23 protein-coding genes are annotated in these 24,890 nt (G+C 69.2%); 15 read left to right on the top strand and 8 right to left on the bottom strand.

Annotated elements, in window-relative coordinates:
- Positions 1 to 85 precede the first annotated feature (85 nt).
- The 8 genes from ON30_RS36230 to ON30_RS19455 all read left to right on the top strand — a co-directional run bounded on the left by ON30_RS36230 (position 86) and on the right by ON30_RS19455 (position 8,680).
- Positions 86 to 1,723 (top strand): serine/threonine-protein kinase, encoded by a 1,638-nt coding sequence (locus tag ON30_RS36230; RefSeq protein WP_051029543.1) that lies wholly within the window; start codon positions 86 to 88, stop codon positions 1,721 to 1,723.
- A complete protein-coding gene (locus ON30_RS19485) occupies positions 1,720 to 2,088 on the top strand; it encodes a hypothetical protein (protein ID WP_051029542.1) in 369 nt (122 codons plus the stop codon). Before ON30_RS36230 ends, ON30_RS19485 begins: the two co-directional genes overlap by 4 nt.
- Before the next feature lie 122 nt (positions 2,089 to 2,210).
- Positions 2,211 to 3,245, top strand: a complete 1,035-nt coding sequence (locus ON30_RS19480) for an ATP-dependent 6-phosphofructokinase (RefSeq protein WP_040708937.1) — start codon at positions 2,211 to 2,213, stop codon at positions 3,243 to 3,245.
- Between the two features lie 24 nt (positions 3,246 to 3,269).
- Entirely contained in the window at positions 3,270 to 3,740 is a 471-nt protein-coding gene (locus ON30_RS19475; protein WP_040708936.1) for a hypothetical protein, read from the top strand.
- A 78-nt stretch (positions 3,741 to 3,818) separates the two neighbouring features.
- A complete protein-coding gene (locus tag ON30_RS19470) occupies positions 3,819 to 5,195 on the top strand; it encodes an alpha/beta hydrolase family protein (RefSeq protein WP_040708935.1) in 1,377 nt (458 codons plus the stop codon).
- Positions 5,196 to 5,257: 62 nt separating this feature from the next.
- The gene (gatB, locus tag ON30_RS19465; protein WP_040708934.1) at positions 5,258 to 6,763 is read left to right on the top strand and encodes an Asp-tRNA(Asn)/Glu-tRNA(Gln) amidotransferase subunit GatB; all 1,506 of its coding nucleotides are present in this window, start codon (positions 5,258 to 5,260) and stop codon (positions 6,761 to 6,763) included.
- A gap of 457 nt (positions 6,764 to 7,220) precedes the next feature.
- Positions 7,221 to 7,904: a helix-turn-helix domain-containing protein gene (locus tag ON30_RS36225; protein ID WP_157183779.1), complete on the top strand. Its 684-nt coding sequence runs from the start codon at positions 7,221 to 7,223 to the stop codon at positions 7,902 to 7,904.
- A complete protein-coding gene (locus tag ON30_RS19455) occupies positions 7,901 to 8,680 on the top strand; it encodes a hypothetical protein (RefSeq protein WP_051029540.1) in 780 nt (259 codons plus the stop codon). Before ON30_RS36225 ends, ON30_RS19455 begins: the two co-directional genes overlap by 4 nt.
- 37 nt (positions 8,681 to 8,717) lie before the next feature.
- Here ON30_RS19455 and ON30_RS19450 read toward each other — a convergent pair whose 3' ends face one another.
- Positions 8,718 to 9,821 (bottom strand): PQQ-dependent sugar dehydrogenase, encoded by a 1,104-nt coding sequence (locus tag ON30_RS19450; protein ID WP_040708931.1) that lies wholly within the window; start codon positions 9,819 to 9,821, stop codon positions 8,718 to 8,720.
- A 124-nt stretch (positions 9,822 to 9,945) separates the two neighbouring features.
- Here ON30_RS19450 and ON30_RS19445 point away from each other — a divergent pair, with 124 nt between their 5' ends.
- The gene (locus ON30_RS19445) at positions 9,946 to 10,854 is read left to right on the top strand and encodes a DoxX family protein (RefSeq protein ID WP_051029623.1); all 909 of its coding nucleotides are present in this window, start codon (positions 9,946 to 9,948) and stop codon (positions 10,852 to 10,854) included.
- A gap of 113 nt (positions 10,855 to 10,967) precedes the next feature.
- Here the strand turns inward: ON30_RS19445 and ON30_RS19440 are convergent, their stop codons facing one another.
- The 6 genes from ON30_RS19440 to ON30_RS19415 form a co-directional block, all read right to left on the bottom strand.
- Complete coding sequence (locus tag ON30_RS19440) at positions 10,968 to 11,399, bottom strand: hypothetical protein (RefSeq protein WP_157183778.1); 432 nt, start codon at positions 11,397 to 11,399, stop codon at positions 10,968 to 10,970.
- Positions 11,399 to 12,727: a polymorphic toxin type 24 domain-containing protein gene (locus ON30_RS36220; RefSeq protein WP_157183777.1), complete on the bottom strand. Its 1,329-nt coding sequence runs from the start codon at positions 12,725 to 12,727 to the stop codon at positions 11,399 to 11,401. Before ON30_RS36220 ends, ON30_RS19440 begins: the two co-directional genes overlap by 1 nt.
- The gene (locus ON30_RS19430) at positions 12,724 to 13,032 is read right to left on the bottom strand and encodes a WXG100 family type VII secretion target (RefSeq protein WP_040708929.1); all 309 of its coding nucleotides are present in this window, start codon (positions 13,030 to 13,032) and stop codon (positions 12,724 to 12,726) included. Before ON30_RS19430 ends, ON30_RS36220 begins: the two co-directional genes overlap by 4 nt.
- A 17-nt stretch (positions 13,033 to 13,049) precedes the next feature.
- The gene (locus ON30_RS19425) at positions 13,050 to 13,364 is read right to left on the bottom strand and encodes a WXG100 family type VII secretion target (RefSeq protein WP_083911527.1); all 315 of its coding nucleotides are present in this window, start codon (positions 13,362 to 13,364) and stop codon (positions 13,050 to 13,052) included.
- Positions 13,365 to 13,573: 209 nt separating this feature from the next.
- Positions 13,574 to 15,415 (bottom strand): dihydroxy-acid dehydratase, encoded by a 1,842-nt coding sequence (gene ilvD, locus ON30_RS19420; protein WP_040708927.1) that lies wholly within the window; start codon positions 15,413 to 15,415, stop codon positions 13,574 to 13,576.
- A 341-nt stretch (positions 15,416 to 15,756) separates the two neighbouring features.
- Positions 15,757 to 16,305: a PH domain-containing protein gene (locus tag ON30_RS19415; RefSeq protein ID WP_245554118.1), complete on the bottom strand. Its 549-nt coding sequence runs from the start codon at positions 16,303 to 16,305 to the stop codon at positions 15,757 to 15,759.
- Between the two features lie 400 nt (positions 16,306 to 16,705).
- On the opposite strand from ON30_RS19415, the gene ON30_RS19410 reads away from it, so the two are divergent.
- The 3 genes from ON30_RS19410 (at position 16,706) to ilvC (ending at position 20,377) form a co-directional block, all read left to right on the top strand.
- The gene (locus ON30_RS19410; protein ID WP_040708926.1) at positions 16,706 to 18,655 is read left to right on the top strand and encodes an acetolactate synthase large subunit; all 1,950 of its coding nucleotides are present in this window, start codon (positions 16,706 to 16,708) and stop codon (positions 18,653 to 18,655) included.
- Positions 18,652 to 19,155 carry an acetolactate synthase small subunit gene (gene ilvN, locus ON30_RS19405; RefSeq protein WP_040708923.1) on the top strand — a complete coding sequence of 168 codons (504 nt, stop codon included), beginning with the start codon at positions 18,652 to 18,654 and terminating at the stop codon, positions 19,153 to 19,155. The genes ON30_RS19410 and ilvN overlap by 4 nt, the downstream gene beginning before the upstream one ends.
- Positions 19,156 to 19,375: 220 nt before the next feature.
- On the top strand, positions 19,376 to 20,377 hold the full coding sequence (ilvC, locus tag ON30_RS19400; protein ID WP_174387538.1) for a ketol-acid reductoisomerase: 1,002 nt from the start codon (positions 19,376 to 19,378) through the stop codon (positions 20,375 to 20,377).
- A gap of 58 nt (positions 20,378 to 20,435) precedes the next feature.
- Here ilvC and ON30_RS19395 read toward each other — a convergent pair whose 3' ends face one another.
- Positions 20,436 to 20,750, bottom strand: coding sequence for a hypothetical protein (locus ON30_RS19395; protein WP_157183776.1), 315 nt, complete (start codon positions 20,748 to 20,750; stop codon positions 20,436 to 20,438).
- Between the two features lie 406 nt (positions 20,751 to 21,156).
- Between ON30_RS19395 and ON30_RS19390 the strand changes: the two genes are divergently transcribed.
- The 3 genes from ON30_RS19390 to ON30_RS19380 are packed head-to-tail and all read left to right on the top strand — an operon-like array spanning position 21,157 to position 24,855.
- Positions 21,157 to 22,512: a DUF2252 domain-containing protein gene (locus ON30_RS19390; protein WP_040708917.1), complete on the top strand. Its 1,356-nt coding sequence runs from the start codon at positions 21,157 to 21,159 to the stop codon at positions 22,510 to 22,512.
- 22 nt (positions 22,513 to 22,534) lie between these two features.
- Entirely contained in the window at positions 22,535 to 23,410 is an 876-nt protein-coding gene (locus tag ON30_RS19385) for an AAA family ATPase (RefSeq protein WP_040708915.1), read from the top strand.
- Positions 23,407 to 24,855: a vWA domain-containing protein gene (locus ON30_RS19380; protein WP_245554117.1), complete on the top strand. Its 1,449-nt coding sequence runs from the start codon at positions 23,407 to 23,409 to the stop codon at positions 24,853 to 24,855. The genes ON30_RS19385 and ON30_RS19380 overlap by 4 nt, the downstream gene beginning before the upstream one ends.
- Positions 24,856 to 24,890: the final 35 nt, after the last annotated feature.

Genomic DNA, 24,890 nt, shown 5'->3' with positions numbered 1-24,890 from the left:
GCCGCGCCGGCGAACAATGTAGGTGAGGTTCCGGGAGACGGCGTGCGGTCCGGACGGTCACGTCCGCGAGGTGGAGGTAAACGGGGTGGAGGACGCGGAGTCGCGCGTGGGCGGTCGGTTCGGCCCCTACGAACTGCGCTCACTGCTCGGCCGGGGCGGAATGGGCGAGGTGTACGAGGCCCTCGACACGGTCAAGGGCCGGGTCGTCGCGTTGAAACTGCTGCCCGCGGAGTTGGCCGCCGACCCGACCTTCCAGCAGCGGTTCCGGCACGAGTCGCGGGCCACCGCCCGCCTGGCCGAACCGCACGTCATCCCGATCCACGACTGGGGCGAGATCGACGGCGTGCTCTACATCGACATGCGTTTCGTGCGCGGCAGCGACCTGCGGTCGGTGCTGCGCGGCAAGGGCCCGCTGAGTCCGGTGCGCGCGGTCGGGATCATCGAGCAGGTGGCCGCCGCCCTCGACGCCGCGCACGCCGAAGGGTTGGTGCACCGCGACGTCAAACCCGCCAACATCCTGGTCACCCCCTCGGATTTCGCCTACCTCGCCGATTTCGGCATCGCCCGCACGGTCGGCGACCCGAACCTCACCGAGACCGGCGCGGCGATCGGCTCCTACAACTACATCGCCCCCGAACGCCTGGACAGCGCCCCCATCGCGGGCACCGCCGACGTGTACTCGCTGACCTGCGTGCTCTACGAATGCCTCACCGGCGCGCAACCGTTCCCCGCCACGGCGATGAGCGTGCTGATCCGCGCGCACCTGACCACGCCGCCGCCCCGCCCCAGCGCCGAACAGCCCGGCCTGCCCGTCGCCTTGGACGCCGTGGTCACCCGCGGCATGGCCAAGGACCCGGCCGACCGCTTCCAGACCGCGGGCGCGCTGGCCGCCGCCGCCCGCGCCGCGCTGACCGCGCCCGCCCACGGCCCCACCGCGCCCACCACCGTCGCGTTCCCGTCCCTGGACCCCGCGCCCCGGCGCGCCACCCACACCGGCGACGCGTCGACCACGCGTTTCGCCGGCGCGCAGGCACGCGGCACGCCCCGACCCGCCCCGCGCGATCCCAGGGCAGGCAGTCCGCCGTCCCCACCCACCGTCGACCTGGGCGGCGACGCCCCTCGTCCGAGCCGGGCGGCGGAGTCCAACCCTCGCCTGGTCGGTACGGGCACGCCCGGACCCGGACGTCCGCAGGGGCGTCCCGCCCGCCGCCTCGACGCGCACGGGCACCCCGAGGACGCGCCGTCGGCGAGCGCGCCCACCGTCGACCTCGACGCGGTCGGTGACGGTTCGCCGCCGCCTCCGCCCGGCGCCGCCGCCACCGTCGACCTGCAAGCCCTGGCCGATCCCGCCGGGCGGACCCGGGCGCGGCCCCCGAGACGACGAAGGTCGATCGCACCCCGCCCTTCGCGCAGGGCGGTTCGACCGCGGTGCAGGGCAACACCGGTTTCGGCCACGACGCCGCGCACGCACCGGGGACCACCGCGTTCGCGGCCGGCGACGGCGGCTATCCGGGCCGTGCCCACCCACAGCCACCGCGGCGGCAGGCGCAGGCCAGGATCGTCCGTCCGGGCGCGGCCGTCCCCGCCGGCCTCGACGCGCCCGTCTACCGTCACGACCAGACCGCCGTCACCCTGGAACGTTCGGCGCTGGCCGGCGCGCGTCCCGTTCGGCGCGGCGGCAACCGCGCCGCCTGGGCCAATCGCCTCGCCTGGGTCCTGGTGATCCTGATCCTGGCCATGGTCGTCACCGTGCTCACGCTGCGCATGCGCGACGAGTCGAGTACCCCCGCCACCCAGCCCGTCGACACCGGGATCGCGCTTCCGGAGGGCACGCGCACCTGCACCCAGACCGAACCGATCCTCGGCCGCTACCGGGCGTCGGCGGTCGGCTCCAAAGTGACCAGTTGTCCGTTCGCGGAGGCGGTCCGCACCGCCTACGCCGAAGGCGGCGACGGCGAGACCGGCGAGGAACGCGAAGTCGGCGCGATCAGCCCGATCAACGATCGCGAGTACACGCTGCTGTGCGTGACCGGCATGGACTACGTGACGTGCACGGGCGGCGAGAACGCGGTCGTCTACCTCTACTGACGTTCGCGGGAAACGGTCGCGGATCGGGAACGGCGCAGGTGTGCGCGGGGCCGACACACTGGTTACCCAACGTTCACGGGGGCGCGGAGCCGGGCGCGGGCTCGGCGGGGCAAGATAGCGCCATGCGCATCGGAGTCTTGACCGGAGGCGGAGACTGTCCAGGACTGAACGCGGTCATCCGCGCTGTCGTTCGCACCGCGAACGGGCGCTACGGTGACGCGATCGTCGGATTCGAGGACGGGTGGCGCGGTCTGTTGGAGGACCGCAAGATCCAGATCCACAACGACGACCGCACCGACCGCCTGCTCACCAAGGGCGGCACCATCCTCGGCACCGCGCGCACCAATCCCGACGTGCTGCGCAACGGTCTGCCGCGGATCAAGCGGACCCTGGACGACAACGGCATCGACGCGCTGATCCCGATCGGCGGTGAGGGCACGCTGACCGCGGCCAGTTGGCTCTCCGACGAAGGGGTGCCGGTGGTCGGTGTCCCCAAGACCATCGACAACGACATCGACTGCACCGACGTCACCTTCGGCCACGACACCGCGCTGAGCATCGCCAGCGAAGCCATCGACCGGTTGCACACCACCGCCGAATCCCACCAGCGCGTCATGCTGGTCGAGGTCATGGGCAGGCACGCGGGCTGGATCGCGGTGAACGCGGGCATGGCCGCGGGCGCGCACCTGACGTTGGTTCCCGAGGAGCCCTTCGACGTCGACGAGGTGTGCACGATGATCAAGCGCCGATTCCAGCGCGGCGACAAGCATTTCATCTGCGTGGTCGCCGAAGGTTCCCATCCCGCACCGGATTCCGGGTTCACCCTGCGCGAGGGCGGGATCGACGAATTCGGGCACGAGCGGTTCACCGGCGTCGCCCAGCAGTTGGGTTCGGAGATCGAGCGCCGCATCGGCAAAGAGGTGCGCACCACCGTGCTCGGGCACGTGCAGCGCGGCGGCAGCCCCACCCCTTACGACCGGGTGTTGGCCACCCGCTTCGGTTTCCACGCCGCCGAGGCCGTGCACGCCGGACGGTTCGGCCAGATGGTGGCCTTGCACGGCACCACGATCGAGCTCGTCGCGTTGTCCGAGGCCACCAAACAACTCAAACGGGTACCGGAATCGCGCTACGACGAGGCGAAAGCGTTCTTCGGCTGACCCGACGGGTTTACAGTGTCCGCCATGGCATTCATCGAAATCGAGGAACTGCCCGCGGGTTCGGCCGATGTGCTGCGCAGGCGTGCCCGGATCGCGGGCCTGTCGGTGACCGAATACCTGCGGGTGGAACTCCTCGCCAGGGCGCGCGTGCGCGTGCCCGACGACGCCGTGGTCGAATTCCTGCGCGCCCAGGGCCGCCATTGCGGCTGCGCGTGGGACGCCGAGGCAGCGGGCCTGGTCGAGATCTACGACCTGCCGGAGGAGGTCGTCGACCGGTACGGAAGTCGCGCGGTGGCGGCGGGCCTGGGGTTGGGGCAGTACATCCGTCGTGAACTGATCGCGCTGGCGCGGCGCACCAGCGTGGACGACGTCATGGACGAATTCGCCGACGCCGCCCGCCGTGACCCGTCGCTGCGCCTGGACATGGGCGCGATCGAAGCCTCGGTCCGCTACGCCAGGGCCGAGGACGTGATCGGTCACGGGCAGCTGACCTAGCGGGTCGTCCCCGCGGCGTAGACGGGTCGCGACTCCAGGCTGATCCGCGCGCGTCCCGCCGATGGGTACCGTGGCGGCATGCGTACCGGGCGGCTGATCGTGTTGGCAGTGTGGCTCGTCGTCGCCTCGTTGGTGGCGGCGTGTTCCTCGGAGGCCGACCCTCCCGAACCGACGACCGGGGATTGGCACGGCGAGATCCAGGTGCCGGGTCAGCCCCTGTCCATCGGTGTCACCTTCGCCGGCGGTGACGAGGCCACCATCGACATTCCCGCGCAGGGGATCTCGGCGCTGCCGTTGCGCGACGTGCGCTCGGATCGTTCGGGCGTCGAATTCGTCCTCCCGGACATCCCCGGCGATCCGACCTTCCGCGGTCGCTACGAATCCGACCGCATCACCGGCGATTTCACCCAGGCCGGTCAGTCGTTCCCCCTCGTGCTGGAGCGCGGCAAGTCGGCGGGCCCGGCGCGCCCGCAGGAACCGAAACCGCCGTTTCCCTACCGCGCCGAGGACGTCACCTACCGCAGCGGTGACATCACCGTCGCGGGCACCCTGACCCGTCCGCAGGGTGACGGCCCGTTCCCGGCGGTGCTGTTGATCACCGGCAGCGGCGAACAGAACCGCGACGAGGAACTGTTCGGGCACAAGCCCTTCCTGCTGCTGGCCGACACCCTGACCCGCGCGGGCTACGCGGTGCTGCGCACCGACGACCGGGGCATCGGCGGCACGGGCGGGAAACTGGCCGACGCCGACTACCCGACCCTGACCGCCGACGCGGTGCAGGGCGTGCAATTCCTGCGGGAACGTCCCGACATCGATCCGGCGCGGGTCGGCCTGCTCGGACACAGCGAAGGCGGCTTCATCGCGCCCCTCGTCGCGAACACCCCCGACAGCGGTGTGGCGTTCACGGTCCTGATGGCGGGGCCGTCGGTGCGCGGTTCGGCGGTCCTGCTCGAACAGACGCGGGTGATCCTGGCCGCCAACGGCGCGACCCCCGAGGCGATCGACGCCGAGATCGCCGCCAACACCGAGATGATCCGACTGCTCGACGCGAACGACCTCGAAGGGGCCAAAGCGTTCCTGAAGCAGGCCAACGCCAAGGCCCCCGAAGGCCAGCGGGTGCCCGACGACCAGGTCGACGCCCAGATCACCACCTACTTCGCGTCGTTGATCCGCCACGACCCCACCGCCTCGCTCGCGGCGCTGCGAGTCCCCACGCTGGCCTTCTTCGGCGAGAAGGACCTCCAGGTGCTGCCCGCCCAGAACGAACCGCCCATGCGGGAACTGCTGGCGGGCAACCCCGACGCCACCGTGCACACCTTCCCGGGGCTCAACCACTTGATGCAGCCGACGGTCACCGGGAAACTCACCGAATACGCCACCATCGAGACCACCGTCTCTCCGGAGGTGCTGACCTACGTGACCGAGTGGCTGACGCGCCGATTCCCGCCGGCCTGACCGGACGTCGCGGGCCGGGAGGTCGGCGCGGTCGCCGACCGGCGCTTACCTAGACTGGGGCCATGAGCGCACCCACGGTCGAGTTGATGGACTACACCGATGTCATCGCCCGGTACGAACCGGTGCTCGGCATGGAGGTCCACGTCGAGCTGTCCACCGCGACGAAGATGTTCTGCGGTTGCCCGACCGAATTCGGCGCCCAGCCCAACACCCAGGTGTGCCCGGTCTGCCTCGGTCTGCCCGGGTCGCTGCCGGTGGTCAACGAGAAGGCCGTGGAATCGGCGATCCGGATCGGGCTGGCGCTCAACTGCTCGATCACCCCGTGGGGGCGTTTCGCCCGCAAGAACTACTTCTACCCGGACCAGCCGAAGAACTACCAGATCAGCCAGTACGACGAGCCGATCGCCACCGACGGCCACCTCGACGTGATCCTGGACGACGGCAGCGTGTTCCGCGTGCAGATCGAACGCGCGCACATGGAGGAGGACACCGGCAAGTCGCTGCACGTCGGCGGCGCCACCGGGCGCATCCACGGCGCGAGCCACTCGCTGCTGGACTACAACCGCGCGGGCGTGCCGCTCATCGAGATCGTCACCCGGCCCATCACCGGCGCGGGCGAGCGCGCGCCCGAGGTGGCCCGCGCCTACGTGACGGCGCTGCGCGAGGTCCTCCGCTCGCTCGAGGTGTCGGACGTGAAGATGGAACAGGGGTCGCTGCGCTGCGACGCCAACGTCTCGCTGATGCCCATCGGCGCGAGCGAATTCGGCACCCGCACCGAGACCAAGAACGTGAACTCGCTGCGCAGCGTCGAGGTCGCGGTGCGCTACGAGATGCGCAGGCAGGGCGCGATCCTGGCCGCGGGCGGCAGCATCGTGCAGGAGACCAGGCACTTCCACGAAGCCGACGGCTCCACCTCGCCCGGCCGCCGCAAGGAGACCGCCGAGGACTACCGCTACTTCCCGGAACCCGACCTCGAACCCGTCGCGCCCTCGACCGACCTGGTCGAGAGCCTGCGCGGCACCATCCCCGAGTACCCGTGGTTGCGCCGCGCCCGCATCCAGTCCGACTGGGGCCTGTCCGACGAGGTCATGCGCGACCTGGTCAACGCGGGCGCGCTCGATCTGATCATCGCCACCGTCGACGCGGGCGCCCCCGCCAACGAGGCGCGTTCCTGGTGGGTCGCCTACCTCACCGAGAAGGCCAAGGAACACGAGGTCGCCCTCGAGGACCTGCCCATCACCCCCGCCCAGGTCGCCGCGGTCATCGGCCTGGTCGAAGCCAAGACGGTCAACAACAAGGTCGCCAAGCAGGTCGTCGACTTCGTCCTGGCCGGTGAAGGCGACCCGGCCGCCATCGTCGAGTCCAAGGGGCTCGGCATGGTCAGCGACGAAGGCGCCCTGCAAGCCGAGGTCGAGAAGGCCCTCGCCGCCAACCCCGACATCGCCGACAAGATCCGCTCCGGCAAAGTCCAGGCCGCGGGCAAGATCGTCGGCGACGTCATGAAGGCCACCCGCGGCCAAGCCGACGCCGCCCGAGTCCGCGAACTCGTCCTCGCCGCCTGCTCCTGACCCCTTCGATGTCGGGCACTCGCGATCGGTGAGCGTCCGACATCGCGCAGTTGCACTACTGCATGCAGTAAGGTGATGTCAAACAACCGAAGTCATAGTCGGGCGCAGTCGGTTGTTTGACATGTCGGATTGCATGCGCTAGGAGCCGGGCGTGACCATGGATGTGCACCGTGATCTGCTCCGTTTGCTGCAACGGGCCGGAGTCCGAGCGACCGGTGGTCTGCCGGATCTGGTGTTGGTCACCGAGGGCGGTCGACCGCGTCCCGTCCGCGCGAAAATCTACTCGCACGGTCGACTCGGCTCCGCTACGGTGCGACGTGCCATGCGAACGAATTCTTCCTCGGTCACAGTGCTTTTCGCCGCCCCCGAGGCAACCGACGCGGTGATCGCCGATGCGGCGCGCGGTGCGTTCGATCTCGTATCGGTCGCCACGGAAACGGTGGTGATAGGGGGAACGGTGCTCTTGAACGAGTACGGCGAGGCACCGAGAGCGGTGGGGCGTGACCGACCCGTCTCCTGGTACCGATTCGCCGTGCAGCGGGTACTCGCCATCACGGACCGGCCACTGACGCAGCGCGAGATCGCCGACCGCGTCGGCGCGACCCAACAGGCGATCTCCCGCATACTCCGATCGCTGGACCATGTGATCCGCACGGACGCCGGCTGGATCGGCGACGCCGAACTCCTCGACGAGTGGTTGCGGTCCTATCCGGGGCCGCGCGGACTCCAAGGCCATTGGTACGGCCTCGGATCTCCCGCCGACCAATTGCTCTCGGCGCGTGCCCTGTTGAACGAATTGACCGCCGGATCGATTCTGACCGGAGAGCTGGCCGCCGACGCCTACGCTCCGTGGATGTTGCCGACCACCGTGCGGTTCTACCTGGACGAATTGATCGATTTCACCGACGCGGGCTTCTCCCCGTCCGATGCGATGGAAGCGACGATGACCGTGGTCGTCCCCGAGGATCCGACGATTCGCGCGGTCGCTGCGCATTCGGCGAAGCCGGACCGGGCCCGGCTGCTCGCGGACCCCGCGACGGTCCTCTGGGATCTGTACAACACCAGCACCGACCCCACGGCGGTGGAAGCCGGTGACCGGCTGCGCCGATACATCGACGCGGCTCGGGCGGGCCGATCGTGAAGCAGATCGCGATCGCGGACATGGTCTCCACGACGAACGCCGCCGATCTGGGGTTCCTGGCCTTGGCCGATGTCGCTGCCGCGGCGGCGGACATCGTCAGCGACGAATGGCGCATCATCGGCGGCCACATGGTGCAGTTGCTGATCCACGTCTATCCCACGCCGGGCACGCGCTTGCGCGGCACCGCCGACGCGGATGCGGGAGTCAGCACCGAGATCGCGGCGAGCCGCTACTTCCACGATCGGCTGCGCGGCCGCGATTACACGGACGAGAGCGGGAACCGCTACGTACGTGACCATCCCGTGGGCAGGCTGGCGGTCGACATCCTGGTTCCGGACAGCGCGCGGCGTGGGACCGACCAGATCGGTGGTCGGGGTTTCGATCCCGCGCCCGGTCTCCGGTTGGCGTTGGCGGCTCCACCGTTGCGGGTTGTTGGTCATGTACGTCTGACCAGCGGTGATCGCCTGCCAATCGATGTGCGGATCCCCGATGTGGAAGCGGCGGTCGTCCTCAAAGCGCTCGCCTGGCAATCACGCGGCGCGGACAAGGATCTCGTCGACCTGGCCGGCCTGTTCGAGATCGTGCATGCCCACCGCGACGGACTGCTCCGCTGGGAACTGGGCGAACAACCATTGCGGGGCGCGCGGGGTGACACGGTTCGCGCACTGCGCCGCGTGCTCGGAGTGCTCGATCGCGGGCAGATCCGACGCGACGTGCTCGGGCATCCGCCCGCACGGTCGGCGGCGCTGATCCGGGAGCACGTCGCTCTCCGATGAGCTCCCCGGCGGGCTTGGGGGTCCGCCGGGGGAGGGGCTAGTCGGGGCCGCCGCCGCCTCCGGCTTGGGGGAGGGGGATGCGGACGACGCGGTCGTCGTTGGGGCCGGGTTGGGAGCCGTCGGCTTTGTTGACGGTGCCGACCCAGAAGCTGCCGTCGGGGCCCACGGTGGCGCCGGAGAGGCGGCCGTACTTGTCCTGGGCCAGCAGGCTGGGGGCGGTGGTGACGGTGTGGGTGTTCGGGTCGAGGGTGGCCAGGGACAGGGCCTTGCCGTCGGTGAGGGCGACGGCGACGCCGTCCAGCGCGGCCGCGCAACCCGCCACGCCGGGCCGGTCGGGCCAGGTCCAGCCGACGGAGACGACGCCTTGGGCGTCGAGGCGTTGCAGACGGTCCTCGATGGCGGTGCGGTCGGTGAACCACAGATTGTCCCCGCCGTCGTGGCACAGGTCGCCCGCGGTGCCGATGCCGGAGGCGGCGACCTGCGGGGTGGCCCCGGGCGCGGGGGCGTCCACGCGCAACAGTTTGCCCGCGAGGGAGGACGGCGCGGCGGCCAGTCCGGGATCGCCCGCGTCGCCGGTGAGCACCATCAAGCGGTCCGGTCCGGCCCATTCCAGCGCGCCGTGATTCCCGGTGGCGCCTTTGGGGATTCCGGTGAGGATGGGTTTGGGGGAGCCGCCGTCGGCGATGCGCACCACGCGGTTGTCGCTCGCGGTGGTGATGTAGGCGTACATGAGGCCGTCCTCGCCGAAGTGCGGGGACAGCGCGATATCGCTGAGTCCGCCGTCGCCGGACCCGTCGACCTCGATCTTGGCGACCTCCACCGGCGGGGTCTCCGGGGAGACGACCTTCAGGATGCGCCCGGTGCGGCGTTCGGCGACCAGCGCGCCGTCGCCGAAGGCGATGATGCCCGCGGTGGGGTCCAGACAGGTCGCCACGACCGCCGGATCGGGGTCGATGCACGGACCGCTCGGACGGGTGGTGGACGGCGGGGTGGTCTGCGGTCGTTTGGGCGCGGCGGGATCGAACGTCGGCTCCGGCGTGAACGGACTCGCCGCCGAATCGTCGAACCGGGCGCATCCGGTCAACAACACCGCGCCGAGCGCCAGACACATCGCGACGCGACCCACGACAACCACACTCATGGCTCAGACGTTACGGAAATACCGTCGCCCGCGCCGCTCCCGGGTCGGGTGTCGGGGGTGACCGCTACGGACACGCCGCCGCGTGTGGCCTGTGCGACCCGCCGCCGCGGCATAGGGTATGCCCGTGAGTGACAAGCCGAAGGACACATCGGGGCCCGACGCGCCGTCGCCGGGCGAGCAGGAGTCGGTGACGACCGGCCGCAACAACGTCGGCAGTCCCTACGATTCGCCGACCGGTCAGCTACCGCGCGTCGGTCTGTCCAAAGGCGAGCAGGGGGCGGTTCCGCGCACCGATGACGAACTCGGCCTCGACCCGGAGGTGCCGACGGTCGCCGAGAACGCCGGAGCGCCGACCGAACCGGTCGCCGCGCCCGCAGCGGCCGCGGGGGCTGCCGGGGCCGGCGGTGCTTACTCCTACGCCAGCATTCCGCCCGCGGCGAATCAGCCGGGCGAGCCCAGTCGCGGTCTGCGCCGTCGCCCCGCGCTCGCTCCGCCGCGCGGCACCTTGGATTTCGGCCTGTTCCTGCTGCGCCTGATCGTCGGCGGCACCTTCGTCTATCACGGCTTGCAGAAGCTGACCGGCTGGTTCAACGGCCCGGGCCTGGACGGCACCCGCGACATGATGGCCGGCGGCGGCTGGGACCACGCGACGCTGTGCGCGATCCTGGTGACCATCGGCGAGGTCGGCGGCGGCGCGCTGCTGGCCCTCGGCCTGATCACGCCGTTGGCGGCGGGCGCGGTGCTCGCCGTGATCCTGGACGCGTGGATGTGGAAGCAGGGCATGGTCCCCGGCTTCCAGTACCGGGGCAGCGTGCCCAACGGCGTCGAACTCGAGAGCATCCTCGCCGGCACGGCGGCGGTGATCATCCTCACCGGACCGGGGCGCTGGTCGCTGGACCGCAACCGCAAATGGGCCACCCGCCCCTCCTACGGTTCCTTCGTCGTCCTGCTGCTGGCCGTTGCCGCCGCCATCGGCGCCTACTGGTACCTGCACGGCGGCAACCCCCTCACCGGCATCGGCCCCTTCGACTGACCCCCGAGACAACCGACGCCCCCGACCGAATCGGCCGGGGGCGTCGTCGCTGCAGGGTCAGAGAAGCCGGCGGATGACGCGGTTGTCAGTCCGCGCCGACAAGTTCACCACCGTCACGACGTTTTCGGATCATGGTGTCCCATATAACGCTCGACCTCGTCCGCGCCTGCTCGAAATTCGGCCGATTCCCGGGCGGGGTCCAACGATCTGGCGACCGCTAGAACCGGCACCTCGCCCAACGCCTCCAATTCCTCCAACTTGTACATGATGTAGTCGACGTCGGGGTCATCCGCACTTCGACCGATCTCCTCCAGAACCGCGCGAATGCCCGCAGGCCCGCCACTGCGAGCCAGCGCTTCCGCGGCATCGACCATCACCGTGACATTTTGGTCGCGCAACATTTCGGTCAAACGATCCAGAACCACGGGTTGATCGATCCACTGTGCCAATTCCGGCACCGAAGCGACCCGTGCCCCCGTATCGCCATCTTTCGACCTCGCGACCGCGCTCTCCGCCGAGGCTCGGCCTTCGCTGTCACCGTCCACTAGGGAATCTCCTCCGGCAGCGCCGGTCGCACACTGTCCGGCAGTGTTTGACCGAATTTTTCTCCGGTCTTCGGGTTGATGTTCTTCTTGACTTCGACGACATGTGGCGTCGGAATGTCTTGCCCGGTTGCTTTGTCGTAGTGTGGCTTCCCGGTCAGGTCCACACGCTTCGTGGCTATGCCGTCTTCATCGTAATAGGAGTAGTGCGTGATATTTCCGTCGGCGTCCTTCTTGACCAGATAGCCGTTCGGCGGTCCTTTCGTCGGCAGTGTTCGTTGCGTCCAGACCTGTGCATTGTCCAGGTCGTTCTTGAGAGACTTCGGAACTTTGCCTCGCATCTTTTCGAGAAGCTTTGTGGCGAGGTCCTTGATGCGTTGAACGATCTCTTTGGTCTTGGTAGTGATGCGCTTTGCTGCGACCGCCGTGTGGAGTTTCGCCGCTTTGACCGCGATCTTGATGAGGTCGGCAAACTTCTCGATGATCCTGGCCACAGCGGCCGTCGTCCGCGCGGCCACGGCGGCGGCCCCGACGCCGAAGCTGACGCAGGAGGCGAGCACCGAGAGTGCGACACTGACAGCGACTTCTACGGCGATCTCTTGTGCGAGGTCACCGCACAGTCGCTCGAGTTCGGTCCGTAGGTTGTCGTGGGCCAGCTTCTGGTCGCGGCAGGACTGGGCCATTTCCGCATAGGCACCGGCCAGGTCCGCGGCGACCGTCTTCAGCTCGCGTAGATCTTCATCGATGAAGTTGGCGTCGGGCGAGGTGACTTGTTCGAACATCACTGCGGCGCGTTCGAGTTCCACTGCCACGTCGGTGACGAATTCATCGGTGGACAGCGTGTGCCAGACATCGGCCGCGTGCGACATCTTGGCGGTGTCACCATCGGGAATCGGAATGCCGACCTTGGCTGCCAGATCGAGACCGTCGTCGATCAGACCTCGCCCGTCTCCGCCTGCGGAAGGCGGAATGGTCGACAGCAGTTCCAGCGGCGAGTAGCCGAATACCATCGCGAGTGTCGGCATCTGAGGTTCGGGCCCTGCGGCGGGAGTGTGATCCGCGAGCGCATGGTTGTAACCGGCCTGGTTGAGGATCTGCGCGTAGGTGTCGAGCGCCATGGTGAGATCGAGCGAGACCTTCCAAACCTCGCGCGCCTGCTGGTCGTAGGATTCGGCCCAGATCTTCCCCTCGCCGACCGTTCCCGCCATGCCCCTTGTGCCGTCGAGGGATTGCATCCTGTGCTGTAGCGCGGTGATCAAACCGGAGGCAGCGGAATTACAGGCGACGGCGGCGTCGTAATAGACCTGTGGCGCGACATCGAGCACTGTCACTGCGGTGTCCCGCCTCGGCCGAGCATTTCCAGATTCGTGGCCACCGCCTCGGTGTAGCGTTGATGGGCGGCGCTGCCGGCGGCGCGCATCTCGTGAATTCCCTCGGCGACATCTCGAGCCCCGGTGAGCCACCGGGCGAAGGCATCGTTCGCTGCGTCGGCTGATTCGCCGCTCCAACCGGCCTGAACCGCGGTGAGTCGTTGCTGAATGCCGATGAGGCTGTCTTCGAGGAAACCGACGAATCCGGCCACGCGAGCGGTGATGTCATCGAGCTCGGTCAGGTCGACCCGAAATGGTTCGGTCATGACTGTTTCCCCCGGAACTACGGTAGATCGAGTGAACTGGTGTGTCCGGACCGATCGCTGTCCAGTCGCAGGTGCGTATCGGCGGTGACCCCCATCAGTTCGGCAAGCGTCGCGAGTGCGTCCAGAACGGCCTGCGCGCCTTGACGGGTTTCCTCCCAGCCCGATCGATAGGCGGTGGCGGACACACCGGTCCAGCCTTGCAGGAGGGCACTTATCTCGGTGTCCAGGGTCCGGACTCCGTCGATCAGTTCTTGTGCCGTCAATTGCAGGTAGCGGCCTGCATCGGCCACTTCGGACGGGACGATGTCAAAAGTGCCGTCGCCCTGCGTCATACATCCCCTCCCGGACCCTCGCGGAATTCTACCTCCACTGCACGGTCGTCGGCGTCGCGCTGAAATCACGTCCTCCGGTCAGCGGACATGTCGATGGAAGGTCACCGCTGCTGTTTCGAATCGAGGTTCCTCCGGCCGAACGCTCGGGACTGTCGAGCGTTCGGCGGATCGTCGTCGAATGATGGTGTGGGGTCGATCGAAGGCGAGATTCAGGGGACGCGGCGGACCGCGCCTTTGTCGGCGGAGGTGGCCAGGGCGGCGTAGGCGCGCAGGGCGGTGGTGACCGGGCGGACACGGTCCACGGGCTGCCAGGGCCGTTCGGAGGCTTCCATCTTGGCGCGGCGCTCGGCGAGCACGGCGTCGTCCACGACGACCTCGAGGGTGCGGGTGGCGACGTCGATGCGGATCGTGTCGCCGTTCTCGACCAGGCCGATCACGCCGCCGCTGGCCGCCTCGGGGGAGATGTGGCCGATGGACAGGCCGGAGGTGCCGCCGGAGAAGCGGCCGTCGGTGATCAGCGCGCACTGCTTGCCCAGGCCCGCGCCCTTGAGGAAGGCGGTGGGGTGCAGCATTTCCTGCATACCCGGCCCGCCGGCGGGGCCTTCGTAGCGGACCACGATGACGTCACCGGGCTTGATCTGCTTGCCGAGGATCTTGGAGACCGCGTCCTCCTGGGATTCGACCACCACGGCGGGCCCTTCGAAGGAGAACAGTTCCTCGTCGATGCCCGCGGTCTTGAGGATCGCGCCGTCGGGAGCGATGTTGCCGCGCAACACGACCAGGCCGCCTTCGACGGTGTAGGCGTGCTCCTTGTCGCGGATGCACCCGCCCGCGGCGTCGGTGTCCAGCGAGGACCACCGGTTCTCGGTGGAGAAGGGTTCGACGGTGCGCACCCCGCCCGGCGCGGCGTGGAACAGTTCGAGCGCTTCGGCGGAAGCCTTGCCGGAGCGGATGTCCCAGGTGTCGAGCCATTCGTCGAAGCTCGCGGTGTGCACGGTGCTGACGTCGGTGTCGAGCAGGCCGGCGCGCCGCAGTTCGCCCAGGATGGCGGGGATGCCGCCCGCGCGGTGCACGTCCTCCATGTGGTAATCGGAGTTCGGCGAGACCTTCGACAGACACGGCACCTTGCGGCTGATCTCGTCGATGGTGCCCAGGTCGAAGTCGATCTCGCCTTCCTGGGCGGCGGCCAGGGTGTGCAGGACGGTGTTGGTGGACCCGCCCATCGCGACGTCGAGGGCCATGGCGTTGCGGAAGGCCCGCTCGTTGGCGACGTTGCGCGGCAGCACCGACGCGTCGTCCTCGCGGTACCAGCGGTTGGCGATGTCGACCACGATGGTGCCCGCCCGCTGGAACAGCGCGCGCCGGGCGGCGTGGGTGGCCAGCGTGGAACCGTTGCCGGGCAGCGCGAGCCCGAGGGCTTCGGTGAGGCAGTTCATCGAGTTGGCGGTGAACATGCCCGAGCAGGAACCGCAGGTGGGGCAGGCGCTGCGCTCGACTTCGCTCAGCCCGTCCTCGGACACGGCCTGGTTGGCGCTGGCCGAGATCGCGGTGATCAGGTCGGTGGGGGCCTGGGCGACGCCGCCGACCACGACGGCCTTGCCCGCTTCCATCGGTCCGCCGGAGACGAACACGGCCGGGATGTTCAGGCGCATCGCGGCATTGAGCATGCCGGGGGTGATCTTGTCGCAGTTGGAGATGCACACCAGCGCGTCGGCGGTGTGCGCGTTGGCCATGTATTCGACCGAGTCGGCGATGATCTCGCGCGAGGGCAGCGAGTAGAGCATGCCGCCGTGGCCCATGGCGATGCCGTCGTCCACGGCGATGGTGTGGAATTCGCGCGGGACGCCGCCCGCGGCGCGCACCGACTCCGCCACGATCTCACCGACGTCCTTGAGATGGACGTGGCCGGGGACGAACTGGGTGTAGGAGTTCGCGATGGCGACGATCGGCTTGCCGAAATCGGAGTCGGTCATACCGGTGGCCCGCCACAGCGCGCGAGCGCCCGCGGCGTTGCGTCCGATGGTGGTGGTGCGTGAACGAAGCGGTGGCATGGAGATCCTCGAGGGGTCGCTGGGCTGAGGTGCGACTGCGCGGAGTTGGCTCGGCGGCGGATTTCACGGTACTCCCGGCGCGCTCGGCCCCCGTCGGTGGGAGCGCGCCACCGGTCGCCTGCCCGAACGGCCGCGCGGTCGTTCGGTGGGTGTCGCCGCGAGGGTTGTCGTCGGCGCGGGGCGGTGTCCTCGGGCGGGTGTCGCCGCCGGGACCGTCCGGCCGATGCGCGGTCGGAGTGTGTCACCGGGGATCGCGCATCGGAGGCGGGGCTGTGTCGAGTGTATCCACCGGCGGGGTGTGGTTGTTCCCACCCGTGTGTTCGATCACAGGCCGCGCGAGGTCAGTCCTGGTCGGCCGCGGGCTTGTTCGCGTCCGGGGACTCTTCCTCTGCGGTCTTCTCGGCCTGCCGCTGTTCCCATTCGCGCTGTTCGGCCTCCTCGGCGGCGGCGAACGGGTCGGGGATGCGGCCGTCGGAGGCGACGATCAGCTCGCGCAACCGGTCGTAGCTCACGGCGGGCAGTGTGACCTCGGAGTCGTCGTCGAGGTGTACGCGCACGAAGCCGCGCTTGGGGATGCGCAGGCCGCGGACCCGCTCCCAGTCCACGTGCCGGGAGCCGAAGACCGTGCGCAGGTCGAGTCCGTTCGCCGACACCGTGGTCTGGGTGCGCAGTACCCAGATCGCGACGAGGACGGGCAGCACCAGCAGCCACCACGTCAGCGCGGGCGCGCCGACGAAGAACAGGAATACCCCGAGCAGCAGCACGACGACGCCGAGCAGGGCCAGGCGGGGCGTGCGGATGACTTTCGCGCGGGTGGCGGGCGGCGGGCTCGCGGCGGAACCCGTATCCGATCCCTCGGGCGCGGTGTGGGACGATTCAGTAGGTGGCACGGACTGATGCGGTGATGACACACCACCATCCTCGCATCCTGGTGAACGGACACAAGCAACCGCACTGTCCCACATAATGGGACGCACGGGGTCATCTGTTTGACTCTTCGGTTCACTCCCGCTTAACGTCGTGCGCGTGAATCGAAACGAGTTGCTCGTACTCGGCCGGCGCGTCCAGCGTTGAGCCTGACTGCCTGAGTCGAATACGTCAGCTCGCGTTTGACGCGCCACCCTCGATCAGCCCTGCGCTGACGGGGGTTTTTTCGTGTTCGGGCGAAAGTCCGCGCGGTGGGGCGTCGCACGGCGCTTCCACCCGTAACACCGAGAGCACAGCGCCCAGAACATGCCGCATCCACCAGTGTTGTCCGGGGTCCAGTACGAACAGTTAGGAACGAAGACGGTGAGCGCACCAACCGCACGACCGGGGCCATCGGCCCGCCGGTCCGCGCCTTCGAATCAGCAGGCAGCCCCTGCCGCCGCGGCGGGCAACCGCCGCCAGGTCCCGCCGGAGCGGGTCACCGGGGCGCAGTCGGTCGTCCGCGCGCTCGAGGAGCTCGAGGTCGACACCGTATTCGGCATTCCCGGCGGCGCGATCCTCCCGGTCTACGATCCGCTCTTCGATTCGACCAAGGTGCGCCACGTGCTCGTGCGCCACGAGCAGGGCGCGGGCCACGCGGCCACCGGATACGCCCAGGCCACCGGCAAGGTCGGCGTCTGTATGGCGACCTCGGGCCCCGGCGCGACGAATCTGGTCACCCCGATCGCCGACGCCCAGATGGACTCGGTGCCGATCGTGGCGATCACCGGACAGGTCGGCCGCGGCCTGATCGGCACCGACGCCTTCCAGGAAGCCGACATCTCCGGCATCACCATGCCGGTCACCAAGCACAACTTCCTGATCACCGACGGCATCGACATCCCGCGGATCATGGCCGAGGCGTTCTATCTGGCCGCTTCGGGCCGCCCGGGCGCGGTCCTGGTCGACATCCCCAAGGACGTCCTACAGGCGCAGACCACGTTCAGCTGGCCGCCGGAGATGCGCTTACCCGGCTACCGTCCGGTCACCAAACCGCACGGCAAGCAGGTGCGCGAGGCCGCGCGGATGATCCTCGAGGCCAAGCAGCCCGTGCTGTACGTGGGCGGCGGCGTCATCAAGGCCGACGCCTCGGCCGAACTGCTGGAACTGGCCGAACTGACCGGCATCCCGGTGGTCACCACGCTGATGGCGCGCGGCGCGTTCCCCGACAGTCACCGGCTCAACATGGGCATGCCGGGGATGCACGGCACGGTCGGCGCGGTCGCGGCCTTGCAGAAGTCCGATCTGCTGATCACCCTCGGCGCGCGTTTCGACGACCGCGTCACCGGTCAGCTGGATTCCTTCGCGCCGGACGCGCGGGTCATCCACGCCGACATCGACCCGGCCGAGATCGGCAAGAACCGCCACGCCGACGTCCCGATCGTGGGTGACTGCCGCGAGGTGATCGTCGAGCTGATCGAAACCCTCAAGGCCGATCCGGCGGGTGCGCCGAAACTCGACCTCGCCGCCTGGTGGGCCTACCTCGACGGGATCCGCGACGGCTACCCCCTGGGCTGGACCGCGCCGAGCGACGGTTCGCTCTCGCCGGAGTACGTCATCCAGAAGCTGGGCGAACTGGCCGGTCCCGACGCGGTGTACTGCGCGGGCGTGGGCCAGCACCAGATGTGGGCGGCCCAGTTCATCAAGTACGAGAAGCCGCGGACCTGGCTGAACTCCGGCGGTCTCGGCACCATGGGCTACGCGGTGCCCGCCGCCATGGGCGCGAAGATGGGCGCACCGGACAAGGAAGTGTGGGCGGTCGACGGCGACGGCTGCTTCCAGATGACCAATCAGGAACTGGCCACCTGCGCGGTGGAGGGCGTCCCGATCAAGGTCGCGCTGATCAACAACGGCAATCTCGGCATGGTCCGGCAGTGGCAGACCTTGTTCTACGAGGAGCGCTACTCCAACACCGACCTGGGCACGCACACCCTGCGCATCCCCGACTTCGTCAAGCTCGCCGAGGCGCTGGGCTGCCACGGCATCCGGGTGGAGAAGGAAGACGAGGTCGAGGCCGCGATCCGCGAGGCGCAGTCGATCAACGACCGCCCCGTGGTGATCGATTTCATCGTCGGCAAGGACGCCCAGGTGTGGCCGATGGTCGCCGCGGGCACCAGCAACGACGAGATCATGGCCGCGCGCGGCATCCGTCCGCTCTTCGACGAGGACGAGCAGGCCGCCGAGCCCGCCGTCATCCACGAGGCCCTGAACCAGCATCACGAGCAGGCCGACGCCGACGCGGCGGGCACCGAGCAGAACCAGGGGAGCGAATGAGTACCACCCACACGCTGAGCGTTCTCGTCGAGGACAAGCCGGGCGTGCTGGCGCGGGTCGCGAGCCTGTTCTCGCGGCGCGGATTCAACATCGAGTCGCTGGCGGTCGGCGGCACCGAACTGCCCGAGATCTCCCGGATGACGATCGTGGTCACCGTGGACGACCTGCCGTTGGAGCAGGTCACCAAGCAGCTCAACAAACTGGTGAACGTCATCAAGATCGTTGAGCAGGACGCCGACGCCTCGGTGGCCCGCGAACTGATCCTGGTGAAGGTGCGTGCCGACGCCAGTGTGCGGACCCAGGTGATCGAAGCGGTCACTTTGTTCCGCGCGAAGGTCATCGACGTGTCCCCGGACGCGCTCACCGTCGAGGCGACCGGGACCCGGTCCAAGCTCGACGCGCTGCTGCGCATGCTCGAACCGTACGGAATCCGCGAGATCGTGCAGTCGGGCGTCGTGGCGGTCGGACGCGGCCCGAAGTCCATCACCGCGACCCGGTGAGGCGCGGGCGGCGCCCGACGGTGGCCGACGACCCGGTCGCGGCCACAGGCTAACCTTTTGTCCGATCGACGGACGGCGTGCCGCCCCCGCCCAGCGGGTTTGATCCAACCCCCGTGCCCCACGGGGTCTTGACCCAGAAAACGAGAGCACCGACGAAGTTCGGTGTGCCCCGCCTCGGGCGGGGACGATCCCCCCGGAAGGAACCACTGTGGCAGTCGAGATGTTCTACGACGACGACGCCGATCTGTCGATCATCCAGGGCCGCAAGGTCGCTGTCATCGGCTACGGCAGCCAGGGCCACGCGCATTCGCTGAGCCTGCGCGACTCGGGCGTCGACGTGCGCGTCGGTCTGGCCGAGGGTTCGAAGTCGCGTCCCAAGGCCGAGGAGGCGGGCCTGACCGTCGGCACCCCGGCCGAGGTCGCGGAGTGGGCCGAGGTGATCATGGTGCTCGCGCCCGACACCGCGCAGGCCTCGATCTTCACCAACGACATCGAGCCGAACCTGAAGGACGGCGACGCGCTGTTCTTCGGCCACGGCCTCAACATCCACTTCGGCCTGATCAAGCCCCCCGCGAACGTCACCATCGGCATGGTCGCGCCGAAGGGCCCCGGCCACCTGGTGCGCCGCCAGTTCGTCGACGGCAAGGGCGTCCCGGCCCTGATCGCCATCGACCAGGACCCGAAGGGCGAGGGCCAGGCGCTGGCGCTGTCCTACGCCAAGGGCATCGGCGGCACCCGCGCCGGCGTCATCAAGACCACGTTCAAGGAAGAGACCGAGACCGACCTGTTCGGTGAGCAGGCCGTGCTCTGCGGTGGCACCGAGGAACTGGTCAAGACCGGTTTCGAGGTCATGGTCGAGGCCGGTTACGCCCCGGAGATGGCCTACTTCGAGGTGCTGCACGAGCTGAAGCTGATCGTCGACCTCATGTACGAGGGCGGCATCGCGCGGATGAACTACTCGGTGTCCGACACCGCCGAGTTCGGCGGCTACCTCTCGGGCCCGCGGGTCATCGACGCCGACACCAAGAAGCGGATGCAGGACATCCTCAAGGACATCCAGGACGGCACCTTCGTCAAGCGCCTGGTCGCCAACGTCGAGGGCGGCAACAAGGAGCTCGAAGGTCTGCGCAAGCAGAACGCCGAGCACCCGATCGAGGTCACCGGCGCCAAGTTGCGCGGCCTGATGAGCTGGGTGGATCGCCCCATCACCGAGACCGCCTGAGTCCGGTCGAACCGCGATGGCCCGTTCCCTTCCGGGGGAGCGGGCCATCGGTGTTCCGCTAGCTGCTGCCGAAGGAACCTTCGACCCGGAAGCCCCGCCACGGCGCGTCCCACGGGTTGTCGAGGTCCCACGGCTTGCGGTCGCCGCAGTGGCCGTGGTGGTGGCCGCCGCGCCCGTACCGGTCGTTGTCGAAGAAGTCCTCCCAGGGCTTGTCGCGGCGGCAGTCGTGGCCGCGCCCGACCTCGGTGACCTGCGGCGCACCGGTCTGCGGTGTGGCCGCGGCCGATCCGGCGGTCAGGACGGGGAGCGTGGCGAGCGCGCCGGCGACGGCGGCCGCGCCGAGCAGTCGCCGGGTATTTCTGTTGCTGTACACCGTGATTCCTTCCGAGAACGGTCGATACTCGTCGGAGCCGCCGGTTTTCGCGTCGGAGGCGGCAGCGGCCGGGTTCGGGAGGGGATCGGACCCGGCGCGCCGACCGGCGAGCTCCGTACGACCTACACTGTGCCGCACCGGAATCGACAGGTCACGGGTGTTGGGCGGATTCCGGTGAAGTTCATCCGTTCTGATGACTCGCGGTGCGCGGTGCTGGGTGGGAACCCGGAGGAGGTCCGCTGAGTGCCGATCGACTCGCTCGTCGGGCGGCTCGACGAGCGGTAACCGTCGATGGCTAATAATTGGCAATCCGATCTGTGAGTCATCGTGGCAGCTCAAGCGCGCAACGTGTCGGGCAATCGTTCCGTGTCTTGATCTGTGGCATCCGTCGAGCAAGACTGTGGGGATGACGGCGACGGTCGAATCCGAGGTCTCGGGGGTCGAAGCGGGGCGGTTGGCGCGCAAGCGGGTGTCGCGGGCGGCGTTGGGGCGGTGGACGGCCGCGCCGGACCGGGTCGATCCGCTGACCATCCTGGACAGGCAGGCCAGGACGCGGCTGGCGCCGCTGGTTCCGATCCGTTACGGGCGGATGGCCGCCGCGCCGTTCCCGTTCCTGCGCGGCGCGCCCGCGGTGATGGCCGCGGATCTGGCCTCGGGGCCGAAATCGGGGTTGACGGCGCAGCTCTGCGGTGACGCGCACCTGTCGAATTTCGGGTTGTTCGCCTCCCCGGAGCGCGCGCTGCTGTTCGACCTCAACGATTTCGACGAGACTTTGCCGGGTCCCTTCGAGTGGGATGTGAAGCGATTGGTCGCCAGTGTGGCGGTGGCGGCGCGCGGCAACGGTTTCACCGACGCCCAGGCGGAGAAGGCGGTGCTGGCCGCGGCGCGCGGCTATCGCGAGACGATGCTGCGGGTGGCGGGCATGGACGGGATGGACGTCTGGTATCTGCGGGTGGACGCCGAGTCGGTGGTGGAGTTGGCGCGCAAGCCGAAGCGGCGCAAGGGGGTCGAGAAGGCGTTGGCGACCGCGCGGGCCAACACCAGTCTGCGCGCGCTGTCGAAGTTGACCGAACCGGGCGAGGACGGCAGTCCGCGCATCCGGCACCGGCCGCCGCTGTTGGTTCCCATCGACGAACCCGAGGCGCTGGACCTGTCGGGTGTCTTCGCCGCCTACCGGCGCAGCCTGCCCGAGGAGCGCCGGGTGCTGCTGGACCGGCACCGCTTGGTGGAGGTCGCGTTGAAAGTGGTCGGCGTCGGCAGTGTCGGCACCCGGTGTTTCATCGGGCTGATGGTCGACCGCGACACCGGCAGTCCCCTGTTCCTCCAGGTCAAGGAGGCCGAGAATTCGGTGCTGACACCGCATCTGGCGGCGAGTCGATTCAAGCACCAGGGGCACCGGGTGGTGCACGGGCAGCGGCTCATGCAGGCGGCCAGCGATATCTTCCTCGGCTGGGCGACGGGGCCGGGCGGACGCTACTTCTATTGGCGGCAGTTGCGCGACATGAAGGGGTCGGCGGTGGTGGAGAACCTGTCGCCGGGCGAACTGGCGAAGTACGCGACGCTGTGCGGGCACACCTTGGCGCGGGCGCACGCCCGTTCCGGTGATCGGGTCGCGATCGCCGCCTACCTGGGCTCGGGCGACGCCTTCGACCGCGCGATGGCGGTTTTCGCGATGGCCTACGCCGATCAGACGCTGATCGACCATCAGGGCTTGGTGGAGGCCGTCGCCGAGGGGCGGGTGGCGGTGGCCGTGGAGGACTGAGTTCCTTCTACACTGGTTACCGATGAGTAAGTTCTTCGATTCGGTGGAGCAGGTCACCCGCGCGCTGACCGCGGCCGACTACCTGCCCTCCACCGATATCGCCACCGCGGTCTTCCTGGCCGACCACTTGGGCAAACCGCTGCTGGTCGAGGGACCCGCCGGGGTGGGCAAGACCGAACTCGCCCGCGCCGTCGCCGCCGCGGCGGACGCGGATCTGGTGCGGTTGCAGTGCTACGAGGGCATCGATGAATCCCGCGCTCTCTACGAGTGGAACCATGCCCGCCAACTGTTGCGCATCACCGCGGCAGGCGACGGCTGGGACGCGACGCGCGCGCACGTTTTCACCGAGGAGTTCCTGCTCGAACGTCCGCTGCTGCGGGCCTTGCGCAATCCCCGGTCCACCGTGCTGCTCATCGATGAACTCGACAAGGCCGACGCGGAGATGGAGGGTCTGCTGCTCGAGGTCCTCGGCGAGCACCAGGTCAGCATCCCGGAACTGGGCACCGTCACCGCCGTGCGCACCCCGTTCGTCGTGCTGACCTCCAACGCCGACCGCGACCTGTCCGAGGCGCTCAAACGCCGCTGCCTCTACCTGCACATCGACTATCCGACAGCGGAACTGGAGCGCGCGATCGTGCGGTTGCGCGTCCCCGAACTGGACGCGGACCTGGCCGCCGCCGCGGTGTCCGTGGTCGGCGCGCTGCGCGCCCTGCCGCTGCGCAAGACGCCGTCGATCGCCGAGACCGTCGACTGGGCGCGCACACTGGTCACCTTGGGCGCGCGCCAACTCGGCGGCGAGGTCCTGCGCTCGACGCTCGGTGTGCTGCTCAAGTACCGCGCCGATCACCGTCTCGCCCTGCGGCAGTTGGGACTCGACCCGATCGAGGACTCGCGGTGACCGCGCCCGACGCCGCTGAGCCCGAGCCCACCGCGACTGTGTCCCCGCCCGTCGCCGCTGTATCTCTGCCCGTCTCGGGCGCGATGACCGATCGCCTGGTCGATTTCGTCGGCGTGCTACGCGAGCACGGGATCACGGCCGGTCCGAGCGAAACCGTCGACGCCGCCCGGGCGATCGTGGCCCTCGGTCTGTCGGACCCGCATCGGCTGCGCTCCGGGTTGGCCGCGACCCTGTTGCGCCGCGACGGTCAGCGGGCGGTCTTCGACCAGCTCTTCGATCTGTATTTCCTCGGTGTGGCCCGGGTGGAACCGGAGCGGACGTCCTCGCCGGAGGAACTGCGCGAGGAGCTGGTGGCGGCGCTGTCGAGTACCGCGCAGGCCGTGCCGACGGACCTGGCCCGTCGCTCGCTGACCCTGCTCGGCGGCTACGGCGGCGCGGGCGCGGGGCAGAACGGCGGCCCGGTGAGCGCCGCTTCCGGGATGGGGTGGTCGTCGTACCAGACCATGAAAACCCTGCGGCCCGAGGAGTTGATCGAGCGCGTCGCCGCCGCGATGGGCGCGCGCACCCCGCTGGAGTCCGCCGTGCACACCATCGAGGCGCGTCGTCGCGTCGAGGGGTTCCAGGCCGCCGTGCGTACCGAAGCCCTGCTGCGGACCGCCGAACTGCGCGGCACCGGACACATCGCCAGGCGCGGCGTGGAAGCGGCGACCGACCGGATCGACTTCCTCGGCGCGCGCGAACAGGACCTGGCCGAGATGCGCCGGATGGTCGCGCCGTTGGCGCGCAAACTGGCTACCCGACTGTCCGCGCGTCGCAAGAAGGCGGTGCGCGGACACATCGACCTGCGTCGCACGCTGCGTCGCTCGATGGCCACCGGCGGCGTGCCGATCGACCCGGTGCTGCGCGCCCGCCGCCACGGCCGACCGGACCTGGTGGTGCTGGCCGACCTGTCCGGCTCGGTCAGCGGATTCGCCGAATTCACCCTGCACCTGATCCAGGCGTTGCAGGACCAGTTCACCCGCGTACGCAGTTTCGGGTTCGTCGACACCTGCGACGAGATCACCGCGTTCTTCGCGCCCGGCGAACCGCCCGCGCCCGGCATCGCGACCCGCATCATCCGTGAGTCCGGCGTCTCGCGTTTCGGCAGCAGCAACTACGGGGAGGCGTTCCGCGGCTTCGCCGACGGCTACGCCGAGATCCTTGGCCCGCGCACCTCGCTGCTCATCCTCGGCGACGCCCGCACCAACCGCACCGATCCCGCCCTGGACACCGTGCGACTGCTGGTCGAGCGCGCCGCGCACGCGCATTGGCTCAACCCGGAACCCGCGCGTTCCTGGTCGACCGGCGACAGCGCCGCGCACCGTTACGCCGAGCACATCACCATGCACGAATGCCGCACCGTGGAACAACTCTCGCGGGTGATCGCCCGGTTGCTGCCGGTGTGAATCCCGCGCGGTGCGCGCGGGCTATGATCTTCCAC

It is taken from the genome of Nocardia takedensis NBRC 100417, from assembly GCF_000308695.1.
GTDB classification, from domain to species: domain Bacteria; phylum Actinomycetota; class Actinomycetes; order Mycobacteriales; family Mycobacteriaceae; genus Nocardia; species Nocardia takedensis.
This window is presented reverse-complemented; position numbering and strand designations above follow the sequence as displayed.